Annotated in this window: 17 protein-coding genes; 3 read left to right on the top strand and 14 right to left on the bottom strand. The window is 37.5% G+C overall.

What is annotated here, in order from left to right:
* Window positions 1-201: 201 nt before the first annotated feature.
* The 3 genes from C9J34_RS14240 to C9J34_RS14230 all read right to left on the bottom strand — a co-directional run bounded on the left by C9J34_RS14240 (window position 202) and on the right by C9J34_RS14230 (window position 4720).
* The gene (locus C9J34_RS14240; protein WP_107840844.1) at window positions 202-906 is read right to left on the bottom strand and encodes a GntR family transcriptional regulator; all 705 of its coding nucleotides are present in this window, start codon (window positions 904-906) and stop codon (window positions 202-204) included.
* 258 nt (window positions 907-1164) lie between these two features.
* Window positions 1165-2379, bottom strand: coding sequence for an MFS transporter (locus C9J34_RS14235; protein WP_107840843.1), 1215 nt, complete (start codon window positions 2377-2379; stop codon window positions 1165-1167).
* Window positions 2380-2533: 154 nt separating this feature from the next.
* Window positions 2534-4720, bottom strand: a complete 2187-nt coding sequence (locus C9J34_RS14230; RefSeq protein ID WP_107840842.1) for an MMPL family transporter — start codon at window positions 4718-4720, stop codon at window positions 2534-2536.
* A gap of 140 nt (window positions 4721-4860) precedes the next feature.
* Here C9J34_RS14230 and C9J34_RS14225 point away from each other — a divergent pair, with 140 nt between their 5' ends.
* Complete coding sequence (locus C9J34_RS14225; protein ID WP_107840841.1) at window positions 4861-6144, top strand: methyltransferase domain-containing protein; 1284 nt, start codon at window positions 4861-4863, stop codon at window positions 6142-6144.
* Window positions 6144-8726, top strand: a complete 2583-nt coding sequence (locus tag C9J34_RS14220) for a polynucleotide kinase-phosphatase (RefSeq protein ID WP_107840840.1) — start codon at window positions 6144-6146, stop codon at window positions 8724-8726. The genes C9J34_RS14225 and C9J34_RS14220 overlap by 1 nt, the downstream gene beginning before the upstream one ends.
* A gap of 89 nt (window positions 8727-8815) precedes the next feature.
* Here C9J34_RS14220 and C9J34_RS14215 read toward each other — a convergent pair whose 3' ends face one another.
* From C9J34_RS14215 to C9J34_RS14170, 10 genes are all read right to left on the bottom strand, one after another.
* A complete protein-coding gene (locus C9J34_RS14215; protein ID WP_107840839.1) occupies window positions 8816-9808 on the bottom strand; it encodes a S66 family peptidase in 993 nt (330 codons plus the stop codon).
* A 1-nt stretch (window position 9809) separates the two neighbouring features.
* Window positions 9810-10145 (bottom strand): tetratricopeptide repeat protein, encoded by a 336-nt coding sequence (locus C9J34_RS14210; protein ID WP_238600666.1) that lies wholly within the window; start codon window positions 10143-10145, stop codon window positions 9810-9812.
* A gap of 17 nt (window positions 10146-10162) precedes the next feature.
* The gene (locus C9J34_RS14205; RefSeq protein WP_107840838.1) at window positions 10163-10360 is read right to left on the bottom strand and encodes a hypothetical protein; all 198 of its coding nucleotides are present in this window, start codon (window positions 10358-10360) and stop codon (window positions 10163-10165) included.
* A 186-nt stretch (window positions 10361-10546) separates the two neighbouring features.
* The gene (locus C9J34_RS14200; RefSeq protein WP_107840837.1) at window positions 10547-10861 is read right to left on the bottom strand and encodes a DMT family transporter; all 315 of its coding nucleotides are present in this window, start codon (window positions 10859-10861) and stop codon (window positions 10547-10549) included.
* Complete coding sequence (locus C9J34_RS14195) at window positions 10861-11214, bottom strand: DMT family transporter (RefSeq protein WP_107840836.1); 354 nt, start codon at window positions 11212-11214, stop codon at window positions 10861-10863. The genes C9J34_RS14200 and C9J34_RS14195 overlap by 1 nt, the downstream gene beginning before the upstream one ends.
* Window positions 11215-11395: 181 nt before the next feature.
* Window positions 11396-11974: a TetR/AcrR family transcriptional regulator gene (locus tag C9J34_RS14190; protein ID WP_107840835.1), complete on the bottom strand. Its 579-nt coding sequence runs from the start codon at window positions 11972-11974 to the stop codon at window positions 11396-11398.
* A 149-nt stretch (window positions 11975-12123) separates the two neighbouring features.
* A complete protein-coding gene (locus C9J34_RS14185; protein WP_107840834.1) occupies window positions 12124-12492 on the bottom strand; it encodes a YybH family protein in 369 nt (122 codons plus the stop codon).
* Window positions 12485-13054 carry a DNA-3-methyladenine glycosylase I gene (locus tag C9J34_RS14180; protein WP_107840833.1) on the bottom strand — a complete coding sequence of 190 codons (570 nt, stop codon included), beginning with the start codon at window positions 13052-13054 and terminating at the stop codon, window positions 12485-12487. Before C9J34_RS14180 ends, C9J34_RS14185 begins: the two co-directional genes overlap by 8 nt.
* 12 nt (window positions 13055-13066) lie before the next feature.
* Window positions 13067-14380 carry a YcdB/YcdC domain-containing protein gene (locus C9J34_RS14175; protein WP_107840832.1) on the bottom strand — a complete coding sequence of 438 codons (1314 nt, stop codon included), beginning with the start codon at window positions 14378-14380 and terminating at the stop codon, window positions 13067-13069.
* Between the two features lie 89 nt (window positions 14381-14469).
* Window positions 14470-15765, bottom strand: a complete 1296-nt coding sequence (locus tag C9J34_RS14170; protein ID WP_107840831.1) for an MFS transporter — start codon at window positions 15763-15765, stop codon at window positions 14470-14472.
* 199 nt (window positions 15766-15964) lie between these two features.
* Here C9J34_RS14170 and C9J34_RS14165 point away from each other — a divergent pair, with 199 nt between their 5' ends.
* Window positions 15965-17215, top strand: a complete 1251-nt coding sequence (locus tag C9J34_RS14165) for a helix-turn-helix domain-containing protein (protein WP_107840830.1) — start codon at window positions 15965-15967, stop codon at window positions 17213-17215.
* Between the two features lie 47 nt (window positions 17216-17262).
* Here C9J34_RS14165 and C9J34_RS14160 read toward each other — a convergent pair whose 3' ends face one another.
* Window positions 17263-18288 (bottom strand): AI-2E family transporter, encoded by a 1026-nt coding sequence (locus tag C9J34_RS14160; RefSeq protein ID WP_193769016.1) that lies wholly within the window; start codon window positions 18286-18288, stop codon window positions 17263-17265.
* Between the last annotated feature and the right edge of the window lie 108 nt (window positions 18289-18396).

Raw genomic sequence — 18396 nt, 5'->3', positions numbered from 1 at the left:
CACCCGAATCAAATGGGCGGATTTAATTGTCTACTTGACAGGGAGTAGTTCAATAGCTATATTCGCCCATTAAACATGGAAATTCGCTCGATAAAATTCAAAAACAGGCGTCCTGCTCGAAAAGACGCTATATTTTCAGAAAGCATTGCTTGATTAAAATAAAAAATTGCTTAGAGTCGATTTAAACTCTAAGCAATCTTTTTATAATTGAAATGAAAAGCGATCTGTACGATAAATAATTTCGGTATACTCCAGCAATTGATTTTGCTCCTTATCCCAGTTATCCGACTCTACCTTTACCAATGGAACAAGCACCTCACAGCTGAGTAAGGCACGCTCTAGCTCATTTGGGAAGGAAACCGATAAATTTGAAAATGTGCTATGAAACGCATTAATGCCATTACTTTTATAAAAGCTGTACATCGATGTGAGACGATTATTCGCCTGCTTAATTTGTGGAAAATGGTCTGCGATTACATAGGAACGATGCAATGCAGCTGGCTCATTATCAATATAGCGCAGACGCTCTACTAAATAAATCGTATGCTTCGGTATAATTTGCGGCTTATAATAAATTTCATGGTCTGTTGAAACACGTTCCAATTTCGTCACAATCGATTTATAATTTTCCGTTTGTTGACGCATCTTTTCGCTAAAGCTAACATCGCCTGTCATAACCACATCTAACGTTTTTCTTTGATGCTTTAAAAAACGTCCAACCCCTTGCTTCGAATAAATATAGCCCATTTTTTCTATAAATTGATAAACATTGCGGATTTTAATTCTCGGCACTTTAAATTGTTCAACTAACGCTAGTTCGCTCGGCATTTTATCGTCTAATGTAAACGTCCCATTAAAAATGCCTTGCAATAAATAATCTTTGACTCTTAATTCCTCTTGATCCATACCGTTCACCTCTAGGCTAGATGATTTCTTTACAATTCATCGTAAAAAATTTTTAAAATATGCACAAGAGAGCTAAAAGTTTGCCATTTCACAGCTAACCTTAGCGCCCCATACATTGCAGGCACTTTTTTACAACATGTAAAAGTTATATTAAGAAATTGTATAGGAAAAAGCTATCTAAAAAGTGGGGCTAGAGCACCACCTTTCAGATAGCTTTTGATGTTTTAAAGATTATATTAAATGCGATTTTGTAAGCTTTTATTTCGAGATTTCTTTTACACCAGCCGTTATTAACGTTTTATTACGAGCTAAAAGCATCAGTAATAACAGCATTAAAATACCTGTCACAATTAACAGCCACTCAATCGACACCACATCAGCTAGCGGTCCAAAGACAAGCATTCCAATTGGCATCATTGATGAAGAAATCATACCGAAAATCCCAAAAATACGCCCTAAATAATTACCTTCTACCTTTTCCTGTAACAACACTGTTGATGGCGTATTAAAAATAGGCATCGCTACACCACAAATCAACATTAAAATAGAATAAAGCCAAAAATTCGGTACAAAGCCAAAGCTCATCGTACATACAGCCATTATAATACCCGCCAATAGCATCGTATGTATACGATTGTTGAAGCCACCCCACACTGCAATCACGCTTCCTCCAGCCATCATGCCAATAGAGAACGTAAGCTCAATTACTGTTAAACGCCATACATCATCCCCGAAGGAGCGTGCGACTTGAAGTGGCGTTAAAAAAGCCATTGGTGCAATTAAGAAAAATAACATCGCAAAAAATAAAAAGAATGATTTTAAAAATGCATGCTCTCGAATATAGCGCAAGCCTTGCTTAAAGTCTTCCAGATAGCCAACTTGCTTGCCCTTCGCTTTTTCATGAACTGCTATTTTCAAGAAGAATAACAATGTAAAAATCGCAACGGCTGCTGTTACAACATCAACAAAAAAGATGATTTCTAATGTTGAAAAGCTTAGCAATGCAGCGCTCACCATTGGTGCAATAAACATTATTCCCGCTTGAATACTTCCATTAATACCGTTCACCTTCGTCAAATGTTCTTCTGGCACAATTTGCGGCAAAATCGCCCCAACGGCAGGTGTTTGTACACCCGCACCCAATGAACGAATCGCTGCAATAACAAATAATAGCCACATCGCTTCATAGCCCATTAAAAAGACAATTGCCAAAATTAATGTAGAAAGCGCAATAACACCATCTGCAATCGCAATCAACCATTTACGATTATAACGGTCTGCCCATACTCCTGCGAATGGAGAGAGTAAAAATGTTGGCACAAAGCCGCATAAAATAAAAATAGTCATCATCATACCAGATTGCGTCGTCAGCGTTACATGCCACATAATGGCATACTGTACAAGTGCTGAACCAAACAATGAAATCGTCTGACTCGTCAAAAAAAGTGTAATATCCCGTTTCCAATTTTCCATTAAACGGTATCCCCCTCACCCAAAACGTGTGTTCGTTTCATTATAGCGGAAAGGATGCTACTACACAATTTTTTAATGGATTTTTTTACTCTCCCATCCTCAAGGTTTGTGAAGAGCGTTTGTTCAATGAGTAAATGGGGACAAATTTCAATTTTTAATCATTATTTACTTCATTTTTCCACAAGCGACTTGGCCAATAAGACCATTTACCAAATAGCGTAATGAGTGCTGGTACTAATAACGGACGCACAATAAAGGTATCTAATAGCACACCAACAGCTGTCACAATGCCAAACTGTACTAATAGTTGAATTGGTAGCGACGCCAGTACCGCAAAGGTTCCTGCTAAAATTAAGCCTGCGGATGTAATCACTGCTCCTGTAGATGCTACTCCTTCAGTAATTGCTTGCTTATAGCTCATTCCTCGATGCTTATTTTTCCAAATATCTGATATCATAAAAATATTGTAGTCATTACCTAATGCAATAATAAATACAAATGAGTACAGCGGAATTGCACTCGCCATCGCTTCATGCCCTAAACCATAATGAATAATAAGCCATCCTAAGCCGAGCGCAGCAAAAAATGACACGAGTACGGTTACCATTAATTGAACTGCCGTAATAACTGCGCGTAGATAAATAAGTAACACAGCGAAAATAATAACAATCATCACAGGTTGAATAAGCTTTTCATCATGCCATTGTACCTCTTTCGTATCCAACTGTTCACTCGTTTCACCGCCAATCCAAAACTCCCGATTTACAAATGTCGCAATATCTTTCTTCATTTGCTCAACATCTGCCATCGCCATATTGGAATAAGGATTTTTATTCAAATCGACCTCATATAATATAATATTAGCATCCTGCGCACCAACACGTGGCTCCTTCACAGCAGCTACGTATGGTAAGTTGCTTAGCTGTTCCTTTATATTTAATGGTTCACCTGCTGTATCCACAATCACTTTTACAGGTGCCAACTCCCCCGCTGTAAAATTATGCTCAATCAATGCAAAACCTTCACGTGATTGTATATCTTCTGGGAATGACGAAAGTAAATCATAATTATATTGAATTTTTGTTGAAGTGAAGGCCAGTACAAGCAATAAAATACTTGTTGTCACAACAACAAGCCAAGGCTTACGTGTCACGAATGTACCAACTTTGCGCATTTTCGCATGGCTTGCTGAGCGCGCTTTATATGTTTTTCCCTTTTTCTGTGCAAGTCGCTGTTCCTCATCCACTGTTCGCGGAACAAAAGGGAAAAAGGCGTTTCTGCCCAATAAAGAAAGCAACGGTGGTAATAAAGTTAACACAGCAACCATCGTTATCAGTACACCAAAGCTAAAAGGCACTGCAAAGCGTTGAAACGCACCGAAATCTGCCAGTGCCAGTGTTGCTAACCCAATTACCACTGTAAAGCCACTCATAAAAATGGCACCAGCGGAATCTCTTACAGCTTCTGCAATCGCAATAAATTTATTGCTTTCCACTAATAATTTATCCCTGTACTTCGTAATTAAAAATAAACAATAATCCGTTCCTGCACCAAATAACAGTACAATCATAATCGCAACGGCTTGCGCGTCCTTATGAATCCAACCATTATCAGCCATATAGCCGAGCAGTGGACTAATAACTAAAAAGGCGATTCCAACAACAATAATCGGTATGAATGCTAAAATAGGCGAGCGATAAATGACTAATAAAATAACTAAAATTAAAATAACAGTCGCTATCATCAGCTTGACATCTGCTGATGCAAAAAGTGAGGCGGCATCAACAGAAATCGCTACTGGACCCGAAAAACGAGCGATTAAACCATCGTCCCCTAATGTCTTATCATAAGGGTTTCCCTCTGTATAAGAGGCGATTTTTTCTAAGCTCATTTTAAAGCTTTTTGTGTTTGTATCCGTTGTAAAAAAAACTGGTGTTACAAGAGAGCGCCCATTTTCTGAAACAGCTCCTAATAGTGCCTCAGGCGGCAATGTCGCAAAAGGAGGTAATGCGGACTGCCCTTCTAGTGGTACTTCCTCCAGCTTGGCATACATCGCTTGAATTGTTGTAATATCTGCAATCTCCAAACCCGACTCTTTATACCAAACGATTAACAATGGCACGCCCGCATCTGATGAAAACTGTTCCTTCATCAATTGATTTGCTTCCATCGACATCCTATTTGCAGGTAGCTCATCACCAGCATAATTTTCAATACGATTTATTTGCGGCAATGTCATCGTTAAGACGACTAATAAAATGAACCATATTGCTAAAAAGGCCCACCTTCCCTTTTTCCCACCAACAATTTGACCAAAACGTTGTAACGGATTTTCTTTCACACAAAATCTCCCCTCTCTTATTTGAGTGTCAGGCACACACACAATTCTCACACAATTCACTCTCAGCCTAGATTGCATGAAACATTCTAGCCTAATCCTTGTTTTTCCATTATAGTTAAAGCTAGAAAGGATGTGGCAAAATGCAATTATCTATTTATTGTAATACTCCATATGCGAAGGAAATTTCTTATTTATTCGCTAAAAATCCAAATAATGTACATGAGCGCCATGAAAAGGGACATGCTGTACGTTTCATTTATCATAAATTAACGGACCATGAAGTCGAGGCAACGATTTTTGTTACACCTGACCCGCTTGCGCTCACACAGCAAGAGCGAGCATATGATATTACGCACTATATTAATGATCGCGGCTTTGCAACGAGCAGTATTTTTTTATCACTTATTCGCAAAATGCTTGGAACAGCTTTAAATGGCAAGCCGCAGGAGCAGTATGCAACATTTGCAGAGCAGGCCTTTCCCTTCACCTTTGAGTTTGGTCCTGTCGCAACCTCGTTATCAGATGAAGAAATTACCCAGCTATTCGCACCACTTGGCTTTCAAGTCGATATTGAAGCTATCTCTGAAGCACAGCGAGCACGTTTTATTAAAATTAGCGCATTCACAACATTAAAACAAGCATTACAACAAATTTTCGTCTTAATTCCAGTAATGGATGATTATAAGCACTATTTTATTGATGAAACAGAACGTGAACGTATAGAACGCTACGGTGAGGGCTGGCTAGAACAGCACCCGAAAAAGGATTTTATTTATAAAAAAGCATTGCGTTTTCGTCATTTAATCGGATCTGAGCCGGGCATAACAACAAAAATATCACTTAACACACAGCGCTATGAAGCTATTGTTGCACAAGTGAAGAAGCTCCCTCATCAATCCGTCGTCGATTTAGGTGCGGGTGAAGGCAAATTAACCGCCTTATTAAGTGAGCTTTCAACGATTCAAGAGCTGATTGCCCTTGAGCCAAGCGAAGCTGCTATTCGAAAAGCAACAAAACGCTTTGAAGCACTTGACACACCGATTATACCTCAAATCCAGTGGGGTTCACTGTTTTACTATGACCAGACTTTAGCGAATAAAGATATTCTCATTTTATGCGAGGTAATCGAGCATATTAATGAGGAGCGATTACCAAAAATCATAGCGATGCTGCTACAGCAATATGCACCGAAAGCATTAATCATAACAACACCAAATGCGGATTATAACAAAGTGTATGCGCTAGAAGAAATGCGCCATGACGACCACCGCTTTGAATGGACACGTCAGCAATTCGAAAACTGGTGTGCAGAAATGGTGCAAAATACGCCTTATATGACATCCTTCTATGGCATCGGAGAGCACCACCAAACACATGGCACACCAACACAAATGTGTATTTTTAAACGAACGGAGGGATCTTAATGCAACTCCATTTATCACAAGCTGGCATCGTCCTTTGTATCGGCCCATCAAACAGCGGCAAATCTACATTTTTAAAGCAACTCATAGAAAATAACATGATTAAGCCAAGTGAAATCGTTAGCTCAGATGACTATCGAATAACAGTGGCTGATTTGGATTTTATCGACTTTCAGGACGCAACAAAACAAGAAGCTGACCTACTCTATGAACAATACAGTGCTATTTCGACAGAAGCTTTTCAACTCATGGAGCAGGTGGTGAATGCAAGAGCAAAGTTAAATCGTTTAACCTTTGTCGATGCCACGCATTTGAATGCAAGAGAACGAGAAAAATACTTTGCGATTGCGAAAAGACAGCATGTACCGATTTACGGCATTATTTTCGATATACCATTAGAGCAGTTATTAGCACACGACAACATGCGAGAAAATCCAAGAGGCGCTGCTCGTATTAAACAGCAGGCACGCAAACTAAAGGATGAAAAACGCTTCTTAAAAAAGGAAGCCTTCACAAGGTTGTATACATTCAATTCAGATGCTGACGCTTGGTCCATCGTTCGTGAGCCTTCACCACTTACAATTGAACTTGGCACAGGCATTGATGTAATTGGCGATATTCATGGCTGCTATGATGAAATGCTAGCATTAATCGAAAAATTAGGCTATGTCGAAGAAAATGGACTTTATATACACCCTGAGGGACGCAAGCTCATTTCGGTCGGCGATATTATGAGCCGTGGCCCCAAATCACTTGCAACAATGCAGTTTTGGTTAAAGCAAATTGAAGCAGGGCTAGGCTATATGACAGACAGCAATCACGGCTGGAAAATCGCACGCTGGTTAGAAGGAAAAAATGTCCAATTAGCACATGGAGATGAATTAGTTGAACAGGAAATGCAGCAATTTGAAATTGAATATGGTGTAGAGAAAACTACAGCTTTAAAACAACACCTTGCGCAAATGCTACTACAAGCCCCTTCTCACTATATCATCACAGAAAATGGCATTGGCAAAGCCGTTGTCACACATGCAGGCATCCGTGATCGTTATATTGGTAAAAACTCATCACGTATCCGCGATTTTTGCCGCTATGGGGATGTTGTTGGTACAGGCGATAATGGGCGACCGATTCGTGCTGAATGGTACGCTGACCATAAAACATCAGAGCTGATTATTTGGGGACATGAACCAAAACTCAAGCCATTAAAAATGAATAACACAGTCAATATCGACCAAGGGGTTGTTTTTGGTGGACAGTTAACGGCTTTCCGTTATCCTGAAAGCACATTTGAAGCGGTAGAAGCATATGAAAACTATGCCGGCGAGCAACAAAATCCTTTGCTAGAAGCAGCAGCGAAGCATTTCGAACCACCAAATATTCAGGCATTTATTAAAGGCTTTGAAGTAGAGACAACAAATGGCGGTACTGTTTGGATTGGTGATGGCTATGCGAAAGCAGCTATTGATACGGTTTCCCATTATACAGTCCCAATGGAGCAGCTCATTTATATTCCACCAACGATGAGCCCAACACCACAAACTTCGCAGCTTGAGGAATATTTAGAGCATCCAGCTGAAGCTTTTGCCTATTATAAAAAGTATGGATTTACTGAGCTGATTGCTGAGAAAAAGCATATGGGTAGCCGTGCTGTCCTTCTACTTTTCAAAAATAAGCAAATTGCGAAAGAGTGGGTAGATAAAGAAACGCTCGGCATCATCACAACGCGCAGTGGACGAGCCTTTTTCGATGCAAATGCTCATGAAATCATCGTGCAAAAGCTACACACAGAATTAGTTGCAAAAAACTATTTCGAAAAAATGGCCACAGATTTTGTTTTGCTTGATGCGGAAATTTTGCCTTGGAATTTAAAGGCTCAATCATTGATTGATGAACAATACGCCCATGTTGCTGAACATGCTTTAATGGATCGACAAAAACTTGCAACAAAGCTACAAACAACACTTGTCGATGTAGCAGAATGGCAAAATCAATATAAAGAGCTACTGCGCAATGCTGTACGCTTCGATGCAATTTACCAAAATTACTGCTGGTCTGTGGACGATTTAGCAGCTATTCAAATTGCGCCGTTCCATATTCTTGCACATAGCAATGAAACTTGCTTCCACCAGTCACATCCATGGCATATGGAAATGAATCACTGGCTCGCACAAGATTCAAGCATCTTTATCGCAACTGACTATCAAATTATTACAAATGAACAAGACGAGCAAAAAGTGATTGCATGGTGGGAGGAAATGACGGCTGTCGGACATGAAGGCATCGTTATTAAGCCACTAACCTTTATCCCGAAAAATAAAGGTAGGCTCATTCAACCTGCAATTAAAGTGCGCGGTCGCGAATATTTACGCATTATTTATGGCATGGACTATACTGACCCTAAGCAGCTCACTCAACTAAAAAAACGTAACCCAAGTAAAAAAATGAAGCATGCCTTACAAGAATTCGCGCTTGGTTTAGAAGGCATTGAGCGCTTCGTGCAAAAGGAAAGCATGGCTCGCATTCATGAATGCGTTTTGGCTACATTAGCATTGGAAAGCGATGCCGTTGATCCGAGATTATAAAAACTGTCGGGAATACGTTTCCCGACAGCCCTCCTTATGAGTTTACCTCATGTTTTTTGATTTATTCCACGCTTTTCTTTCTTTGTTTCTCAAAGCCATTGCTCTACACAATACACCTTCTTGGCAGTCGCATCCAAGCGAACTCTTTTCCCAATTGCTAACGGATGCATCGGGTGCGTGTGACAGCAATCAAATTCAGCAAGTATCGGTATATTTATTCCGTCTAGTTGCTCTAATAAAAGAGAAAGTGGTGTTTTGCCCGTGCCTAAATCGTCAAAGCGTTCATGCTTGCCTAAAATAATACCTCCAACACGCTCAAAAACGCCATGCAACTTGAGCATCGCCAAGTTCTTTTCGACTATTGAGGCATCTTTCATACAGTCCTCAATTAGCAAAACATCCCCTTGCTGAATTTCAGGGAAATACTCTGTTCCAATAAAGCCATACATCGCATTATTATTGCCACCGATTAAGCGCCCTTCTACTACACCTAACTGCCCTGTTATCCATTCATTCGCAAAAAGTGTTTTCTCTGTCGTTTTTTCAAGCCAATTGACAGGTTCATCAGACCAAAAGGCTGGCACCGGTACTTCATAAGGTATATTTGGCTGCTCAGTGAAATACTTTTCGAAATAGTTATATGTATCGTTGACGAGTGGCTCAAATTCACCAAATGAAGGAATCAAAGCTGGCCCGTAATATGTGGAAATACCCGTTTTGGCATAAAGTGCTAACAAAACAGCCGTTGCATCCGAATAGCCAACAACATATTTAGGGTTTGCTTTAAATGCCTCGTAATCAATATATGGCAACATACTATTGGAATTCGTTCCACCGATTGTTGACATAATCATTTTCACATCCAAATTGCGAATTAGTTCATTGAGCTCCTCTGCGCGCTCTTTCGGTGTTCCTGAACGATAAATATCTGATTTGCCAGTCAATTCCCCTTCTACGATACGAAAACCTTTTGCAATTATAAAAGCCTTCGCTCGCTCATAGCGTGCTCGCGCTGTCACAGTAGCAGGAGACGATGGTGTGAAAATACCAATTGCATCCCCTTTTTTCAATGGTTCTAGCATTTTATCCCTCCTCTAATAGCTGTAAAGCTCTCTCTGTAGATGTAATTAACGATTCTACACCTTTATCTTTTCGGATTGCCAAAGCCGATTTTAAAAATTCTTTTGCTTGAGCATTGTCTCCTAGTTCCATTAAACATTTCGCTTTATGCTGATAAATAAAATCCTCGTAATTTTCAATTTTGTGCGCTCTTTGGATTGCTTGTGCATCTTCAAATAATTGTAATGCTTCATTATGCTGACTGTTATATTTATATGCTTCACCTAACCGAATAAGCGTAATCATTTTTCGCTGTGGGTTTGCTTCTACCTTTTTTAAACACTGTTCTAAGTAATAAATTGCCTTGTTTGCTTGATTTAAAATACGATAGCAATGACCAACAAATAATACTGTTCCTCATCACTCTCTGTATTCTGTAACAACCTCTCTGCTTGTTCTATAAATAACTGAACACGTGTAGCATTATTTGTTTGCTCACGCAAATATTGATGTTCATCAAAATAAATTGATTCATTTATAATTAAAAACTCCTGCTTTAGTTGCTCCAATTGCATGACACAGCCCCCTATAATTAATGTTTACAAATACTAAAGAATTTCTAAATAGGTAGAAAGTAATGATTAATATGTAAGTAAGGGTATTTTGTACATAGCTGAATGATTTATTTTAGCAACAATAGTAAAATAAAAACGTATGAAATCAAGACCTTTACTATGATTTCATACGTTTTATTTGAATAGTTATGCAAATGCTTTTAACCCTGCAACACCGATAATAATCGCAACAATACTTGCTATACGTGCAAAATTTTTAGATTCACCAAAAAAAATCATATTCACAAGTACCGCCCCTAATGTACCTATACCAACCCAAACGACATAGGCAATACTTAGTTGTAAATAATTGAATGATGCATATAGAAAGGCGAAAGATGTACCGAAGCCTCCTATATAAATAAGCAAATTACGCAATGTTTTCTTTTGACTATAGAAACGTAAGCCTACAACACCAACAATTTCAGCCATTGCTGCAATCAAAATGAATAACCAGCCCATTATCCTTGCACTCCTTCTTCCATTTTTTCTTCTGATAAATTATCAGCAAGCTTCAATCCAATTACACCTGCAACTAAAATAACCATGAATACACTTTTAATTAAGCTGAACTCCCCATCAAAGATAAATATATCCATTAATGCTGTACCGATTGTTCCTGCCCCAGCAAAAATCGCATACACTGTTCCTGTTGGCAACTTTTCACATGCCTTAGATAGAAAATAAAAATCTATCATTATAATTCCTATAACAATACCCCAATGCCACCAGATACTCGCAACATTAAATCCAAACACCCAAAACAACTCAAATAAAGCCGTTAAGCCTACATATAACCAAGATTTTCTCATCATAAATTTCCTTTCTTAAATTAATTGTATTTCATGCATTATTACTGCATAATTTTGAATTCAACTTCCTCCTTATCCGCACACATATGGGGAAACAAAATTATCTAGCTAAATTTAAATGCCTATTACAAACCTTCACAAATGACTGACTGTCAGTCATTTTCGTTTAAAATTAAAACGCCACTTAAACATGGCGCATTCCTAATGCATTATATAAAAAGTCTAGAAGTATTGTTTTTTGCTCTTGGACAGATTCAGCAGTGCTTTCGTCATATAAGAAAATTTGTTCAGCAGCAACTTCTATCAATCCAATTACAATTTTTGCTCCTTGCTTCACATTAAAAGAAAGTCTTATCATTCCTTGTTGCTGTGCACTCTCTAAAAATTCGTGCATCCATTCATAAAACGGGGCATAGATATTCTCCCACTCTTTTATATGCTCCGTTTGTGCAATACCAGCATAAATAATAGCGAATATATCCTTATGCTCCTCCACCAAATCAAAAATTGCATCAACAACTTGGACGATTTGCTCTTCAAATGAAGCGTCCTTCTCTACCTTTTGCTCTACTACCTCTTCCATTTTATCTACCATTTCCTTCGCAATAGCAGGCATGATAGAAAGCAATGATGGGAAATATAAGTAAAATGTTCCTTGTGCGATACCAGCAGCTTTTACGATATCGGATACCTTTGTTTTTGCAATGCCATTTTCACGAAATACAGAAATCGCGGCTTGCACAATTTTTTCTTTCTTCGACATTTAATATCCCTCTCCTTTATACTGCTTGATTATAGTATATATACCTCTAAATAGATAGTCAAGAAAAAATGAATGACATTCAGTCATTTCAATAAAAAAAATACAAAGCCTACTATTAGCAGTGCTATTTGTAGGCATTATCATTTAAATCAACTACTTAAATGCTCATGTATCAGCTTCCATTCATTCTGCTCATTTTTGACAAAAATATTCGTCGCCCTACCTTGTCCAGAAACATACTCTCCTTCATAATAACCTGAGTAGCAGTAAGTATACAGGCAAGTAGCTGTGTCTTGATTTGTCACAAGCCATTGAACATCCTTTGCCTCATAGACCTCTTCTTTAATTGTTTCCCAAGCATTTTCAAAATAATGTTGTATTTCAGTTATTGTTGTACAGCTTTTATTTGTGAACCAATAAACCGCATTTGGATGAAGCAATTGTTTAACATTAGCGAAATGATGTGAATTGGTAGCCTCGATATAGTTTTCCAATGCTTGCTCATATGAATTATTCATTTGCCTCTCCCTCATAACACAGGCAATCCTGCACATGATCATTCACCATGCCTACTGCCTGCATAAAGGAATAACAAATTGTACTTCCCACAAATTTAAAGCCATCTTTTTTTAATTGCTTGCTCATTTGATCGCTAATTACTGTTGTGACAGGAACTTCCGCAAGTGTTTTCCACTGATTAATCATCGGCTGATGATCAACAAATTGCCAAATATAGTTGGAAAAAGAGCCATGCTGCTCCTGCATGTGCAAATAAGCTTGTGCATTTGTCACAACGCTAGCAATTTTCAAGCGATTGCGCACAATGCGTGTATCTTCCTTTAATTCAGCTAATTTTTCATCTGTATATTGAACAATTTTCTCAGCATTAAAGTCATCAAAGGCTTCACGATAGCCTTCACGCTTTTGTAAAATCGTCCACCAGCTTAATCCTGCCTGTGCTCCTTCCAGACAAATCATTTCAAAAAGCTTTTGGTCATCATAAACAGGTTTCCCCCATTCCTTATCATGATATTCTACATATAATGGTTCGTCTAATTTTACCCATCCACAACGCTGCATAATAACTCCTCCTTAATCTTGAAATGTGATCACTGTACCATCTAACGCATCAATATAACCTAGCTCTTGCCCTGTTTTTTGATCATAGCAATCATACATCAGTACAGAGCTACCCATTTCATTGCCCATCCTCCATGCTAAGCGAAAATCTATATGCTCCAAGAATATCTCCCTCGCTTGTTGCGCTGAAATAGTTGGTATGATGGGCATTTGGTGTAATTTACTCATATCAATACGTCCACTATGATAAGACTCCACATCACCTGTCGAATAATTAATCGCCACAGCTACTCTAAAATGTGTTTTAATATTTTGTGCTGTTATTAAACGGAATATAAATCTAGGAGATTGTACCCTCTCCTCTATTTCCAACTGTAAATAAGGATACATTTCAGGCGCAACGAGCTGTAAAAATGCTATCGCCTTCTGCAACGCTTCCTCATCGTTAAGCTGCAAATTACCTTGTCGCTCTTTAAACCATCTCATCGCTAAAAGCTGACCTGTATTTGTATCTGTCCTTGCATGAACCGTATCCTCGTATAAACCCTCTTCTTTTCCCTCAGCCCAAACAATCCTTTTCACATTGTTATATCTACTTTCATCAATTACTTGCATCTCGCTACCTATCCCTAATATTTCCTCCAGCGATTTGCTAGAGTTTGCCCTTAATGGTGGTAATACGTCATAGTGCCTGTTACATCTATGTTCATATATAACAGGCTCTAAAATATCAGCCTGATAAATTGGATATACATCGTCCAGCTCATAAATAAGACGTAGTTGTCCTGCAATTTCAGCAATTGCTAAGCGCATGCGTAGATGTTTTTTAGCATTGTCATATAAAGCATTTTTATCAACAAGTTTTTTAGGAATTTCAGGTACCTGCAATTTCCCCATATTCATTAACCCAACTAAATTCCCTGCCTTATCAAGAGTAAGGAAAATCCCTGCATTTGCTAGCGGTAAATCCATTACAAGCTGCCCATAACAAAATTCCTCGATTTCATCCATCAACTTAGACTTATAAAAAGTAAGGTCAGCTGAAGCCTTTGGATAGTACTGTAGCAAAAATTGATCCGCAAGCTTGCGCCTTTCCTCTTGCGATATTTCTTTATCCACTGGCACCTCATAGCTTTCCTTTGAAATAGCATAGCGTGTGATTATCCCATCGTAATCTAGCTGTACTTCTATACTCTCTTGATTGTCTTCCCAAACAAATAAAGATTCTTCACCTGGTTGTCCATTAATTTCTTCAAATATTAATTGAAAATGCTGTGGTGGCTTTGCAATACATAGTGCTCGTTCCTTTAACTGCAGATGATTCATAATCAACCCCCAAACAGAATATACGTTCTCTATATTATAATGCAATCTTGCATTTTATACAACTATTTCCAAAGAAAAAAGAAGGGCATTCACCCTTCTACTTCCTCTAAAATATTCAATTTCCTTTTATCCTCTAACTCTGGATGTGCCATTCTAATAACAGAACCACGCAGTAATATTAAAACGATTGCTATTAAAATCGTACCACTGACAATTAAAACATATTGTGCTGGAATAATATCGTATAAAACGCCGTATATTAACGTTCCTATTGGCATCATGCTCATTGCCATCATTTCCACGATACCAAATACGCGCCCTTTGTACTCCTCATCTACGGATGTTTGCATAATAACCCCTATTGGTGTGTTCGTCGTAACACCGAATCCACCAGCAACAAACATTAGCACTAAGTAATAAATAAAGTTGACCGTATTTGACCAGCTAAATAGCAACGGTACTGCCACCAAAATAACGGATATTGCCATTAATAGCGTTGATCGTTTAACAACGACCAATGGGAATTTTAAATTGCTACGAGTAGCTAAATAAATAGCTGTTATCAACATACCAATCGCTGCTGCCGCCTCGATGAAGCCAATTAATTGTGGCTGGAATTTCAAATTTGTTAACAACACAAAACCGATACCTACACTCAAGCAAGTGAAAAATAAATTTAACCATAATGCTGTCCATAAAATGGCACGTACAACAGGCTTTGTTTTTAAATAGACAAATCCTGCTTTAAAGCTTTGCAGCATCGTTTCTTTTTGTGCAGATGCTACTACAGGCTTTTTATATAATGTAAAATTCATCGTTGACTCTAATAATAGTGTAATGATTGCTGCACTAATAAAAACAAGTAAAAATACTTCCATTGAGGCAAAACCAAATAACATTCCACCTACAATCGGTCCACCAATACCTGATACTGAGAACGATAGTTGATTAAAGCTCATCGCCTTTTGAAGGCGTTCCTCATCCACTAAATTTGAGATGGAAGCTGAAAATGCTACGCTAGAAAACGAGCTAAAGATACTATTAAACAATGTTGCTACGTAAATGGCTGGTAAAGATAGCCCCGCAGTCCATGTATAAAGTAACAGTATACTGACTGTTAAAATAACGCCTGCCTGCCCACCAAGTACAAGCCATTTTCTTGGCACTTTATCCCCTATTAGTCCTGCGATTGGAGAAATAATCGTTCTTGGTACAATGCTGAATAAAAGATTTGTAGCAAAGCTTAAAGATGACCCTGTCATCGATAAAATGTACATACTTATACCAAATGTATACACGCTTGAACCAAGCGAACCAATCATTTTACTTACTAAAAACGTGTACAAATGATAAGTTGATTTCTTATATTTTAATTTTCCATCCATTTTGTTCCACACCCTTTTGTTTAATTTAATTAAACTTATTGTAAACCAAGAATTTTCAGAAAGCAACAAAAAGTTTAATTAAATTTAAAAATATATTCAAAAATCCACCCTACCACAGCTCAATTTGTTTAATTTAATTAAATTTAATATCCCGTAATTCGTTTATTTGCTATAATTACATATAGAGAGGTGAGACCTTATGTTGAATATAGGTACAAAAATAAAAGAGCTACGCAAAGAGCGTAAAATGACGTTGGCACAAGTAGCAGGGGATCGTCTAACAAAAGGCATGCTCAGTTTAATCGAAAATGGCAAAGCGCAGCCTTCGATGGAGAGCTTACAATATATTGCGAGTCAGCTTGAAATTGATGTTGCTGAATTAATACAATCAGAGGATAACAAGCAGGTACATGAAACTTTCATGCAGGTAGAACAGTTATATTCACAATTTAAAAAGGAGTTTAATAAAGAACAGCGTGGAATAAAGGGACAAGAGTTACTACAGTTGATACACCCTTTAGTGCAGTCAGGAAACTTAAAAGGGGCCAATTATGAAGAAGTACGATTACTAGAACTTTATTTGTTAGTACGTTATTTATTAAACATTGATCGTTCTATCGAGCCATTTTTACCTTTAGCTAAAATGTATGAAAATATTCATGCTTATTCTAAAGTGTTAGAATGCTTCACTCGTCTAGGTGGCATCAAATTTGAACAGCATCAACTTGAACAAGCGCTTGATTATTTATTAGAAGGTAAACAATATATAGAACGTTATAATTATTTAATTGGTGATTTTGAAAAGCTTGACTACTATTACAATTTAACTGTTATTTATGCTGCAGCAAATAACGATCAGAAAATGGAGGAATATTTAAATTTAGCCTTAAATATAACAAAGGAAAAAGGCATTTTATATCGTTTTAATGATTTTTACCGTTTGTTATTTTTCATCAATTGCTCAAAGGGCGATGCTGAGAAAAGTAAATATTACTTAAACAAATTAAGACTATTTATGGAACTTTTCGAAAACCCTTTTGATGAAATATTGCATTCTTTGACTACATTGTTTTATATCAATCGAATTGAGCAAGATTATCCTAAAGCACTAGCGCTACCAATCGACAATAGCAATCTACCTGAAGACGCTTTAAAACATGCAATGTTATTTATTAACGGAGAATATGCTTATGCGCATTGGCAGTTAAAACAATATGACGAAGCAAAAAAATGTTTAGCTACATTGTTTGTACCAGAAGCGACAATCCATCCGATAGATTTAGCCATTATTTATCGCTCTTATGCCGTTCGAGCGCTTTGTTCTTACGAGGAAGGCGATATCGAAAATGCGAAGCGGGATATATTGTACGCAATGGACGGTGTGAAGGAGTTTAAAGAGACATTAGATAAGCAATTCATATTACAAGCGTATGAGCATATTACACAATAAACAAGTTGAGGCTGTTGGGATTATGCTCCCAACAGCCTCACTTTTATTTATTCTAATTTTTTCTGCTTTGATGAAGTAACATCGAGCACGTCTAGCAAGAACATAAATAATGGGATACCGATAATTAATCCCCATACACCTAAAAAATGCTCAGAGAATAAAATGACCATAAATGTATAGAAAATCGGTAAATCTGTTTTGGCTGACATTAGCTTTGGATTTAAGAAATATGCCTCAATCGCATGCAATACTGTCACAATGACTAAAATGTAAATAATGTACATGAAGCCACCAATGCTATATGCAATGATTGATAGTGGGATAAGGGAAATAATTACACCTGCTACTGGAATTAATCCAAGCACGAAAATCATAACACCTAATGCAATTAAATGTGGGAAGCCCATAAAATACAACACAATAACAGATAATACACAGTTCACTGAGGCGATAATAAATTGTGCCTCAATTACTTTACCGAAAGAACGGATGAACACTTTAGAGAAATATTGTAGCTCATCATATAAAGGGGCAATTTTACTCTTTTTAAACTTCATCGTAAATTCCATAATTCGATGTTTATCTAGCATAATAAATAAGCTTAAAATCGCTGCAATTAAAATTTGCAAAAGCAACTTCCCAATATTCGCAATATTTTCTACAATAAAATTAACACCTTGCTCTAAATAATGATCCAGCTCAATTTTTTCAAATGTTGGTGCTAAATATTTAGTAATTTCATTCTCATTCGGATTAATATTGATATTCATCATTAAATTAAAGAGCTGCGTAATCTGCTGTGATACCATTGGCAAATATTTGTATACAGTCCCAACAACCCCAGCAACAAACAACAAGTAAATGATAATTGTGATGACTGCCTCTTTGATAGGCACATATTTTCGAATTGTACTTGTTAGCTTTGTGCTTAAGCGATTCATTAGATATGTAATGATAAATGTAAACAGTATAAGATCAAGCATACTGCGCATTAAATACAATGCAACCCCAATACCGATTAAAATCATAAATCGCTTAAAGCCATGACTTTTAAAGAAATCCCACACGAGCATTCTACTACTCAAAATATGGACAAGACCTTATATCTCAATATAACTGGTCTGTCTAGTAGCAGCGACCTCCTTTTGTTTTCAAGTTTTTTTAGCTCCCGTATTTCCTCG

This window comes from Metasolibacillus meyeri (assembly GCF_003049505.1).
Taxonomy (GTDB): Bacteria; Bacillota; Bacilli; order Bacillales_A; family Planococcaceae; genus Metasolibacillus; species Metasolibacillus meyeri.
This window is presented reverse-complemented; position numbering and strand designations above follow the sequence as displayed.